Below are 10,283 nucleotides of genomic sequence, written 5' to 3'. Positions count from 1 at the left end.
CGAAGTCTGGCTAAACGCGGCGGACTGTAAATCCGCTCCTTCGGGTTCGGTGGTTCGAATCCACTCCCCTCCATTTTTTATAGGGATATAGTTCAATGGTAGAACAATGGTCTCCAAAACCATCGATGTGGGTTCAACTCCTACTATCCCTGCCATGATGGCGGTATTGGCGAAGTGGTTAACGCACCGGATTGTGGCTCCGGCACGCGTGGGTTCGATTCCCACATACCGCCCTTTGATTGGGTTATAGCCAAGTGGTAAGGCAATGGACTTTGACTCCATCATGCGCTGGTTCGAATCCAGCTAACCCAATTTGGGTTGGGCAAAATGATGGTGGTATAGCCAAGTGGTAAGGCAGAGGTCTGCAAAACCTTCATCACCGGTTCAAATCCGGTTACCACCTTTCCTGATAGGAATAGTAACCTAATCAGTAACAAGTCCAATTCTTATTATGCCGGCGTGGCGGAATTGGCAGACGCGCTGGACTCAAAATCCAGTTCCCGTTGAGGGAGTATCGGTTCGACCCCGATCGCCGGTATTACTAAGGTAGCAACGTATTTATGACGTTGCTATTTTTTTTGCAAAATTTCATGCTTGTAAATGGATCGATGGTTATTCAGTTGTGGTCAGATGTCAGATGATCGGATTGATTGTAAGGGGAGAACATGATGCATAAAACCAAAGTTATCGTGGTGAGTGGGGTTACAGCAGGCGGAAAGACGACACTAATATTTGCTTTAAGCCAAAGTATTGATAATGCTTGTGTCGTATCATTTGATGATTATAGTATTGATGCGTTACCCTCCGCGCCAACCGTCAAGCAACTGTTGGCAAACTTTGGTAAGGCAGTTAATCAATATGATCTTTCAACACTAATGGCAGCGCTAACAGCCGCGATAGATAGTAATCAGTTTAGTGTTATTTTGCTTGATTTTCCATTTGGCTACGAACATGCTGTTTTAAAGCCATATATAGACACGGTGATCTACTTGCGAACACCATTAGATATTACATTTGCAAGACGTCTAATCAGAGATTTCTCTGAAAGTTCACGAGCCGAGATTATGAACTGGACGAAAACGTATTTAAATGAGGCTCGATCACTATTTGTAACACACGACCGTACTGTCTCGGCCACAGCTGATTATGTCTTAGACGGCACCACAAGCACTGGAGAACAAGTTACTCAGTTAAGTGGTCTTAATATTGTTTAGGTAATCTTTTATTAGGGGCAAGATAAGTTAAGTAGCTAGAAAAAGACTGGGTTATTTAATCTAAATAGACAGGCTATTAATTTCAACTCTTGACCTGTACAATTAGGTTGTTGCCATGATCTGTGGCGCTTAAAATGATCGTCAGCCCTGAATTTGCGAGGCGGATTGAAATGAAGAAGGTGTGACCAATGACAATACCACTGCAACCACTAGTTCCGACTTTATTGTTGTCGCTGCATCCTGAAAATACAGCCGCAATTATCACTGGGAAAAAGGTAATCGAATACCGGCGGCGTTTCTTTGCTGAGCCGTTTCAGGCATTTGTCTACACGACTGGCCCCAATGGTGGGGTGAATCTATTCATCACTTGTGATCAACCCATCAAGGCTGATGCGCAGAAGTTAGCAGCAATCGGCGAACTTATCCAGCACGATGACTATGATGAGCTAGTCCGGTACTTTTCAGCGAACGATACTGGACTAATTGTTCCAATTACGAGTTACGTGCAATTTCCAATGATTCGCTTAGCCGAATTACGGAGAAAATTCACAAATTTTGTGACGCCACAAGGGTATACCTTTTTAGATAAACTTGAACGGCAGGCCCAACTGACGTATTTTCAACAACAGCCCGTGCTTAAAACTCAAACAATTGATTGGACCCCAAAATATCGGGCCATCGAAGCTTTAGAATAAACATAAAAGTCCCTGCATTAGCGGCTGTTAGCCAGACTAGTGCAGGGACTTCGTGGTTATTTGATCAGTTTTTCGTAAACATAGCAAACATCATCTAGATGGTAAACACCAACCATTTCACCAACGCGTTCAAATGACATTTTAGCAATTAAATGCTGCATAGCTTGATTGTCGGCGTGGGTATCGATGCGAATACTTTTAATTTCAGGATGTTCACTGGTAATATGCGCAATAATTTTTTCGAATAATTGTGTCGCATAACCGTGACCAGCGTGTGTCGAATGGATTGCAACACGATGGATGACGACGTATGGGTCGGTCGTATTCAGCCAGTTCGCATTGGCGGTATCGTAAGTCGCATCCGGTGAGGGGACGACCGCGACCGCGCCGACTGTGGCGTCATCCGCTGAATTAAACAAGTAGGCTGAACCTTGCATAATATCAGCAGTAATTTGGTTCCGTGATGGATAGTCGCCTTGCCACTGGTTGACACCAGCCTCGGCTAGTTGATTGCGACCATCGCTTAAGATATCAATAATTGTGTCGATATCGTCTAAAGTTGCTTTTTTAAAGTACATCGTTCTGACTCCTCTCTTAAAACCAACCACAAAATGGCTGACTTTAACAGTATACAGAAATGATGCCAGATTGAAACTATTTATCCTCGCGTTCTCACCTTTTTTTCATTAGATCGTTTTCATTAAAATGGCCCGGGCCTGTGCAGCCATTTCGTGTTGGCCATTGTAGGCTGCAACAGCGCTAGGGGCATATTGATACGCGTTGGTCCGTAGCGTGGCCGCGTAGAACTCACTGTAGGGCAGGCTGAGATCAGTCGCAATGTCAATGGCGCGTTGCCAGTCAAAGGCGACTTGTCGGTAGTCGATGGCTTGTAAGCCACTGTCATCGATCGTGAGAATCAGGTACATCGCCTTAGGTTGTCGTAACGCAGGGCGCACGGCTGTTGGCAAACCGACTGTGCCAGCGTTGAGGATCAGTTGGCCATTAGTCGAATATCGCATAATGGGCTGGTGGGTGTGCGCATAAATGACAATATCGGGGTCGCCACTGGCAGCGCGGTCAAAGTTGGCCTGGCTTTCAGTTGGGGCTAAGCTGTGGCCGCTAACAACGGTTGGCAACACGTGTTGGAGTCTGATCGTGAGCGGGCCTACCTTTTTAGTCTGGATCATCGGTAAGTCTAATAACTGTTTAAAGTGTGCTGGGCTTAACTGTTGACGGTCAAAATGGGTCAAAATTGTGGCCATGATTTGTTTCGGTTTTGTAAAGGTTTCTGGATTTGCATTGAGCACTTTTTGATAATTTTCTTCATGATTACCACGGACGGCTGCGGTGGGGTGGACCTGATCTAGTAATCGTAAACAGCGCTCAGGCTCTGGTCCGCGGACGGTCGTGTCGCCAACAGTCCAGTATTCTGTGACGTGTTGGGCTTGGGCATCGGCTAAGACAGCTGCTAGGGCAGTCGCATTGCCATGAATGTCCGATAAGACAGCAATTTTAGACATTGAAAGGCTCCTTTTAAAGGTTAATATTGGTCGTTTGTAAGGAAAGTTCACAATTGGTAAGAAATGGGTAACATGTAACGAGCAAGTAAATACAACAGCCAATAAATCTGTTATAATGGTTCTGAAACGAAGTAATATATTAGCACGTATATTCAAGCCAATTCGTTTCGAGACCGTTGTTATCCTTGTGATAATGACGGTTTTTATTTTAGCATACCCGTCGAAGCGAGTTGTGAAAGAATTAGATTAAAATAAAATTAGTATTGACATCGTAAAATGAGAATGTTTTAATATAAACAACAACTTAACGGAAAGGACAGATAATTATGACTCAGCTATTACCAACTAACGCGTATTATTTCGGCTTCTATTACTTTAGGTAACGTCCGGATCGGTTTCTTAGATGCGGACGTCCACACGTTCGTGTCTAAGGTTAGCGAAGTCAGATTTGTCTTGGCCAGCTAGACACGTTGAAAGTCTAGCTGGAATAATCACACTTATTCAACACTGAATGGGTTTCCGCCAGCTAGATTTTCAAAATCTAGCTGGCTTTTTTTATCCTCAGTTTCAGTTGAATCGTTGAAGGAGTGATTTTTATGAGTAACACGAATCGTCGGCAGTTGTCTGTGAGTTTGTACCTCAATTATTTAGTTCACGGCCTCGGCTTGATCATCTTAGCGCAAAACATGCAGGCCTTGAGTCAACATTGGCAGACCCCAATTGCGACCGTTTCTTATGTGGTTTCGGGGGTCGGCATTGGTCGTTTGTTAGCTTACTTTATTTTCGGGAGTTTATCGGATCGTTACGGCCGTAAAGTCTTTATCAATATTGGGATGCTGAGCTATTTCGTGTTCTTCGTGGGTATGGCAGTCGTCAAAAATATCCAAGTTGCCTATGCCTTGGCAGTATTAGCGGGAATTGCGAATTCAGCGTTAGATTCTGGCACGTACACGACCTTTATTGAAATGGGGGGCAAGCAAGGTTCAGCCAATATTTTACTGAAAGCTTTCGTTTCAATCGGCGAGTTTATTTTGCCGCTACTCGTGGTGAGCCTCGAGACGAACAAGTTGTGGTACGGGTGGTCCTTCATGTTGCCAGCAGCCATTTTAGTCGTTAACGCTTGGCTGTTGAATCGGCAAAAGTTCCCAGCCAAAAACCAAGCGGATGCGGCAACGACCCAGACTACGTCCACGTTATCGAAGTCGCGGCGTTGGCTTGCGACAATTGGTTTAGCCGGTTATGGCTACACTTCGATGGCTTTAATGATTCTTTACACGCAATGGATCAGTTTATTTGTCACTACCGAGATGGGCTATCACCAAGTTGTTGCCCACTTATTATTATCGTTATACAGTATTGGCTCCATTACCGGGGTGATCGTCATTTTCTTATTACTTCGGTTAGGCTTGGCAGAAAAACAGTTATTGATTCCAATGAACTTAATCTCACTAATTACTTTAGGCGTTGTTAGTTACACAAATCTGGCTTGGTTATCGATGCTTGCTGCCTTTGTCTTTGGGTTCTCGGCAGCCGGTGGCGTCTTACAAATGGGTGTGAATTTACTCATAAAATTATACCCGCATATTAAAGGTCGGGTGACAGGTCTTTACTTCACATTTGGGAGTATCGCTTCGTTCACCATTCCGCTAGTAACCGGTTGGTTATCAAAACAAAGTATCGGTGCGGCCATGCGGTTCGATTTAGTGATTGCACTAGCCGGCTTAGCGTTGGTCTTATTGACGGTTTGGGCACTTGGTCCTAGTCGATCATTGGCGCACGAACGTCGTCAAATTAATCAGATTGATCACCGCATCGTAAAACTGTTAAATCAGCGGTTTGAAACGGTCACGGTCATTGGTGAGCTCAAACAAGCCGACCAATTACCCGTTTTAGACGCGAAACGTGAAACGGTTGTTTTAGACCGAGTGGCTAAGGAAAGTCGGCAGACAGCCCATACGCCGTATTTACAAGCCATTTACGAAGCCATCATGGCTAACTCGCGTGAGTACCAAACCCAACGCGGGACGCAAACGTCTGGCACGCCAAAAGCCGTGTCAACTTCTAAGGAGGAACTTTCAAATGATTGATTACGTCACAGCCGGAGAATCACACGGCCCCCAATTAACGGGGATTTTGACCGGTGTCCCTGCCGGGCTAGAACTAGATATTAACGCCATTAACGCTGGGCTGGCCGCCCGTCAAGGTGGGGTTGGCCGTGGCAATCGGCAACAGATCGAACATGACGAGGTGATTGTGACTGGTGGTTTGCGCCATGGTATCACTTTAGGCTCGCCGATTGCGTTGACGATTCAGAATCGTGATCATGCGCATTGGCACGACATTATGGATCCAGTTAGTCCAGCGACAGCCGATAATACGCTTCGGCGCGTCACGCGACCACGACCGGGACACGCGGATCTGGTCGGTGGCATGAAATACGGCCATCGTGATCTTCGCAATGTCTTAGAACGGTCGTCTGCACGTGAAACGGCGATGCGGGTCGCCATCGGTCAAATCTGCAAACAATTATTAGCGCAGTTAGGCATCAACTTAGTGGGCTATGTGCAACAGATTGGGACGGTCAAAGTGTTAGCGGCTGCGACTGCAACGGTTGCGACACTTACACAGGCAATTGAACAAAACGATTTACGGTTGCCGGGCAACACTAAAGTTGATGAAATTCACGAGCTGATCACGGCGACGAAAAAGGCCGGTGATACGCTCGGCGGGGTCGTTCGCGTCGTTGCTGAAAATGTGCCAGCCGGCCTAGGGAGTTATACCAATTGGCAAACGAAGCTTGATGGTCAGTTGGCTGCGGCGGTCATGGGCGTGAACGCAATTAAAGGGGTCGAAATTGGTGATGGTTTTGATGCTGCGGCCCATTACGGGAGCCAAGTGATGGATGAGATCGATTGGCATGCCGACACTGGCTGGTCCCGTTTAACGAATCACTTAGGCGGTTTTGAAGGCGGGATGACCAATGGAATGCCGATTATCGTAAAAGCAGCGATGAAGCCTATTCCGACCTTATACAAACCGTTACAAAGTGTCGATATTCAAACCAAGGAAGTCAAAAAAGCGAGTGTGGAACGGTCAGATACGACGGCTATCGTTCCAGCGTCGATCGTTGTTGAAAGTGTCGTGGCAATCGAACTGGTCAGAGCAATTACGGCCACCTTTGACGGCAGCAATTTGGCCCGGTTACAAGCCATGTTGACCGAATACCGTACCGAGTTACGGGACTACTAAGATGCGGTTGCATACTTTAGGCCCGGCGGCAACGGATAGTTATGCGGCGGCTCAAACTTATAATGCCGCCCATTTTGCGGGGCAAGCGACCATCATTGATCATCTCAGTTTTGAAGAAATCCTGACTAATTTAGCGGCTTATGCTGGGGACGCACTCATTATTCCGGCCGCTTTCAAATCGACCAGTTTAGACGCCAGTTGGGGGGATGTGCATTATGCACTGTTGGCGCAAATGACGCTAATCGACTGTTTTATGACGCGGTTGGATCCGTTAGTCGTTGTGCAACGGTTGGATGCGGATAATCGCATCGGTTACACTCATGCAGCGACTGCTCAGTTGTTACAACGCACGGTGCAACCAGTCGTTCTGCAGACCGCTAGCAGTAAATATTTAGCCTATCAGGCTTATCAACAAAATCAAGCCGCATACGTGCTGACAAATGAAAAAAATGTCACTTTACAAAAAAATGAACGACTTATCAAGCGCTTCACGCCGTCAATGGTGTGGTGCTACTATCAAATTAATTAGGTGGCTGATAACTAATGAAGAAAAATTTAATGACAAGACCGATGTCTGGGTTACAAGGAAGCTTAACGGTTCCCGGCGATAAAAGTATTTCACATCGTAGCTTAATGCTAGGCGCAATTAGCACGGGGGTAACGACAATCTCAAATTTTCTGCCCGCTGCTGATTGTTTATCGACTTTAACGGCTTTACAGGCAATGGGGACGCAAATTACGCGGCAAGCAACCACAGTGCAAGTCGTTGGCCGTGGCTTACATGGGTTAACGGCACCGAGTCAGCCACTTCAATTAGGGAATGCTGGTACTGCGACGCGATTACTAGCTGGTTTATTGGCCGGACAACCCTTTGACACGACGTTGATTGGCGATGACTCACTTAGCCAACGCCCGATGGCTCGGGTGCAACAACCGTTACAAAAGATGGGGGCTGACATCAGCTTAACCGATGGCCATTTACCCATGCACATTCATGGTCGCCAGTTACATGGGACGACGACACAAATGACGGTGGCAAGCGCGCAAGTGAAGAGTGCTTTGATTTTAGCGGCGTTGCAAGCGGATGCCCCTAGCACGATTATTGAAACCCTGCCGACTCGCGACCATACGGAACGGTTACTCAATGCATTTGGTGCATCGGTCGTCACGGCGTCTGATCAACGGACGATCACCGTGCAGCCTCAACCGCACTTACAAGGTCAAGCAGTGACGGTACCAGGGGATATGTCGGCAGCGGCATTTTTCTTGACTGCCGCAAGCATCGTCCCTGGCTCTAAAGTGACTTTGAAACGGGTTGGGTTAAATCCCACTCGGACCGGCCTGCTGACTGTTTTACAACGGATGGGTGGTCACGTCACGATTGAACCACTCACTAACCCTGGTGAGCCTTTAGGCAATATTACTGTGACGGCGGCTAAATTACACCCAGTAACTTTGACGGCGGCAGATATCCCCGCTGTTATCGATGAATTACCACTAGTCGCGTTGTTGGCGGCGACCGCGGATGGCGTTTCGACGATTAGTGGTGCGGGCGAATTGCGGGTCAAAGAAACGGATCGTATTGCGACAATTTGCACAGAGTTACGGAAGTTAGGCATTGCTATCGAAGAACGGCCAGACGGCTTTGTCATCGATGGTCGGCGCACATGATCGGTCCAAACGACGCAGCTCGCTAGTCACGGTGATCATCGTATTGGCATGATGGTCGCAATCGCAGCGTTACGTTTAAAGACACCACTTCAGCTGAGCGATGCGGCAGCCATTAATATTTCTTACCCGACTTTTTTTGACGATTTAGCGCAATTAATTCCAACGATGGAGGTGTTGGCATGACAACAGTGTTAATCCATGGACTCGGCTTGATTGGGAGTTCGTTGGCGTTAGCCATTAAAGGCGCGCATCCGGACGTCACAATTGTGGGCAGCGACGTGCGCTCAACTAGTTTAACTTATGCGCAACAGCATCAAATCGTTGATGAAGTGGTACGCGATTTCTCAATTGCCGCACCCCAAGCAGACGTGATTATTTTAGCCGGTCCAGTGAGTGTGATTTGTGAGGACTTGCAGTTGTTAGGGAAGTTGACGCTAAAACCGAATGTCTTGATTACCGACGTGGGTAGTACGAAGCAGACGGTCCTAACGGCGGCCAAACCGTTACAAATTCGTGGCGTTACGTTTATTGGTGGGCACCCCATGGCGGGTTCACATAAGTCGGGGGTCACGGCCGGTCGCGCGGATCTGTTCGAAAATGCGTTCTACTTTTTGGTACCGGGACTTGCACCAAAAGCGGCCATTACGCAGCTCAAAACCTTGTTAGCAGCAACTAAGGTGAAATGGTTAACGGTCACGCCGAAGCAACATGATCGGCTAGTTGGTCAGTTGAGCCATTTGCCGCATGTAATTGCCGCGGCGTTAGTGAACCAGACGCAAGTAGCCTTGGCTGAGTCGCCGATGGGCTTGCGGTTAGCCGCTGGGGGCTTTAAAAGCTTAACGCGCATTGCCTCGTCTGATCCGACAATGTGGACCGCGATTCTAACGACTAATTCGGCAGTTGTAGTCGCTCAGTTAGAAGCCTTTCAACGGGCTTTAGCTGACGTCACTACCGCAATAGCAGCCGGTGATGGTGAAAGTTTAACAGCGTTCTTTACAGCAGCTAAGACGACACGGGATCACTTAGGTCCGGAGCGGTTGGGTAGTTTACCAAACTTTTACGATGTTTTCTTAAATATTCCGGATCGTCCCGGCACGATTGCGGCGGTTACACAGTTATTATCAGAAGCTAAATTAAATTTGGTCAATATTCATATTTTAGAGATTCGTGAAGAAGTTGATGGTGTGCTGCAATTGACTTTTGGTAACGCAGCGACCCATGATGTTGCTGTGACATTACTGCAGGCGGCCAACTATCAGATAGTGAGGAAAAACTAATGGAAGCGATATTAATAGGGTTCATGGGTAGTGGTAAAACGACGATTGGGCGGTTGTTGGCGCAGCAGCTCGAAACGACGCATGCCGATTTAGACGAGTTAATTGTTAAGCGCGCGGGTCAACCAATTACAGCAATCTTTGCGCAGCAGGGGGAGGCCCAGTTTCGGACCTTGGAACAAGCTACCTTGCAAGCGGCTTTAAAACGGCCCGGCATTCTTTCAACGGGCGGTGGGACAGCCACGGTGGCAGCTAATGTGCAGACTTTAAAAGCGAGTTCGACCCCTGTCATTTGGTTGGCGGCGTCGGATGACACGATTTTAGCACGGGTCGCGTCAGACACTGGGCGGCCATTAGTAAATTCGTTGGATACGCAGGCCTTATTTGACTTAAAGCGGTCACGAGCAACCAGTTATGCGCAGGCCGCGGACCTAGTCGTTAATACGGATGATCGGACGCCAAATCAGATTTGTCAGGAAATTACGACTTGGTTGACGCAACCTGCCCAAGTGCTGGCACAAGGCTAATTAGGGATAAGTACATAAATAGCAAGGGTTATCAACGACAAACTGTCTTGATAACCCGGTTCTTTGTCAACTGTTGTTGGTAATTTGTTATATTTCACATGAGGTTGCCTAATCGTACTTTGATTAGGCAACC

At 47.3% G+C, this 10,283-nt stretch carries 9 protein-coding genes, 5 tRNA genes and 1 pseudogene; 13 read left to right on the top strand and 2 right to left on the bottom strand.

The window, feature by feature from the left end; all coding sequences use genetic code 11:
- Window positions 1-81: 81 nt before the first annotated feature.
- The 7 genes from FFM70_RS13600 to FFM70_RS13570 all read left to right on the top strand — a co-directional run bounded on the left by FFM70_RS13600 (window position 82) and on the right by FFM70_RS13570 (window position 1,909).
- Window positions 82-155 (top strand) — tRNA-Trp (locus FFM70_RS13600).
- 5 nt (window positions 156-160) lie between these two features.
- Window positions 161-233, top strand: a tRNA-His gene (locus FFM70_RS13595).
- Window positions 234-240: 7 nt separating this feature from the next.
- Window positions 241-312, top strand: a tRNA-Gln gene (locus FFM70_RS13590).
- 20 nt (window positions 313-332) lie between these two features.
- Window positions 333-403 (top strand) — tRNA-Cys (locus FFM70_RS13585).
- 50 nt (window positions 404-453) lie between these two features.
- Window positions 454-538 (top strand) — tRNA-Leu (locus FFM70_RS13580).
- Window positions 539-668: 130 nt separating this feature from the next.
- On the top strand, window positions 669-1,214 hold the full coding sequence (locus FFM70_RS13575; protein WP_137617381.1) for a nucleoside/nucleotide kinase family protein: 546 nt from the start codon (window positions 669-671) through the stop codon (window positions 1,212-1,214).
- Window positions 1,215-1,402: 188 nt separating this feature from the next.
- Window positions 1,403-1,909, top strand: coding sequence for a hypothetical protein (locus FFM70_RS13570; protein WP_137617380.1), 507 nt, complete (start codon window positions 1,403-1,405; stop codon window positions 1,907-1,909).
- 56 nt (window positions 1,910-1,965) lie between these two features.
- Here FFM70_RS13570 and FFM70_RS13565 read toward each other — a convergent pair whose 3' ends face one another.
- On the bottom strand, window positions 1,966-2,487 hold the full coding sequence (locus FFM70_RS13565) for a GNAT family N-acetyltransferase (protein ID WP_137617379.1): 522 nt from the start codon (window positions 2,485-2,487) through the stop codon (window positions 1,966-1,968).
- A 108-nt stretch (window positions 2,488-2,595) separates the two neighbouring features.
- Entirely contained in the window at window positions 2,596-3,429 is an 834-nt protein-coding gene (locus FFM70_RS13560) for a metallophosphoesterase family protein (protein ID WP_137617378.1), read from the bottom strand.
- 596 nt (window positions 3,430-4,025) lie between these two features.
- On the opposite strand from FFM70_RS13560, the gene FFM70_RS13555 reads away from it, so the two are divergent.
- The 6 genes and pseudogenes from FFM70_RS13555 (at window position 4,026) to FFM70_RS13530 (ending at window position 10,150) form a co-directional block, all read left to right on the top strand.
- Window positions 4,026-5,516 carry an MFS transporter gene (locus FFM70_RS13555; protein WP_137617377.1) on the top strand — a complete coding sequence of 497 codons (1,491 nt, stop codon included), beginning with the start codon at window positions 4,026-4,028 and terminating at the stop codon, window positions 5,514-5,516.
- Window positions 5,509-6,678, top strand: coding sequence for a chorismate synthase (aroC, locus tag FFM70_RS13550; protein WP_137617376.1), 1,170 nt, complete (start codon window positions 5,509-5,511; stop codon window positions 6,676-6,678). Before FFM70_RS13555 ends, aroC begins: the two co-directional genes overlap by 8 nt.
- A 1-nt stretch (window position 6,679) precedes the next feature.
- Window positions 6,680-7,207: an amino acid biosynthesis protein gene (locus FFM70_RS13545; protein ID WP_137617375.1), complete on the top strand. Its 528-nt coding sequence runs from the start codon at window positions 6,680-6,682 to the stop codon at window positions 7,205-7,207.
- Window positions 7,208-7,221: 14 nt separating this feature from the next.
- Window positions 7,222-8,532: pseudogene (gene aroA / locus FFM70_RS13540) on the top strand (3-phosphoshikimate 1-carboxyvinyltransferase).
- Window positions 8,529-9,626 (top strand): prephenate dehydrogenase, encoded by a 1,098-nt coding sequence (locus FFM70_RS13535; protein ID WP_137617374.1) that lies wholly within the window; start codon window positions 8,529-8,531, stop codon window positions 9,624-9,626. Before aroA ends, FFM70_RS13535 begins: the two are co-directional and overlap by 4 nt.
- Entirely contained in the window at window positions 9,626-10,150 is a 525-nt protein-coding gene (locus tag FFM70_RS13530; protein ID WP_137617373.1) for a shikimate kinase, read from the top strand. Before FFM70_RS13535 ends, FFM70_RS13530 begins: the two co-directional genes overlap by 1 nt.
- The last annotated feature ends 133 nt before the right edge of the window (window positions 10,151-10,283 follow it).

Origin of the sequence: Lactiplantibacillus nangangensis (genome assembly GCF_005405065.1) — a bacterium.
In the GTDB taxonomy this organism is placed as follows: domain Bacteria; phylum Bacillota; class Bacilli; order Lactobacillales; family Lactobacillaceae; genus Lactiplantibacillus; species Lactiplantibacillus nangangensis.
The sequence above is the reverse complement of the archived record's forward strand: the minus strand, read 5'-3'. Positions and strand labels throughout refer to the sequence as shown.

Coding starts and splice junctions, on each gene's coding strand:
- FFM70_RS13575 (WP_137617381.1), top strand. CDS start 669: ATGCATAAAACCAAAGTTATCGTGGTGAGTGGGGTTACAGCAGGCGGA.
- FFM70_RS13570 (WP_137617380.1), top strand. CDS start 1,403: ATGACAATACCACTGCAACCACTAGTTCCGACTTTATTGTTGTCGCTG.
- FFM70_RS13565 (WP_137617379.1), bottom strand. CDS start 2,487: ATGTACTTTAAAAAAGCAACTTTAGACGATATCGACACAATTATTGAT.
- FFM70_RS13560 (WP_137617378.1), bottom strand. CDS start 3,429: ATGTCTAAAATTGCTGTCTTATCGGACATTCATGGCAATGCGACTGCC.
- FFM70_RS13555 (WP_137617377.1), top strand. CDS start 4,026: ATGAGTAACACGAATCGTCGGCAGTTGTCTGTGAGTTTGTACCTCAAT.
- aroC (WP_137617376.1), top strand. CDS start 5,509: ATGATTGATTACGTCACAGCCGGAGAATCACACGGCCCCCAATTAACG.
- FFM70_RS13545 (WP_137617375.1), top strand. CDS start 6,680: ATGCGGTTGCATACTTTAGGCCCGGCGGCAACGGATAGTTATGCGGCG.
- FFM70_RS13535 (WP_137617374.1), top strand. CDS start 8,529: ATGACAACAGTGTTAATCCATGGACTCGGCTTGATTGGGAGTTCGTTG.
- FFM70_RS13530 (WP_137617373.1), top strand. CDS start 9,626: ATGGAAGCGATATTAATAGGGTTCATGGGTAGTGGTAAAACGACGATT.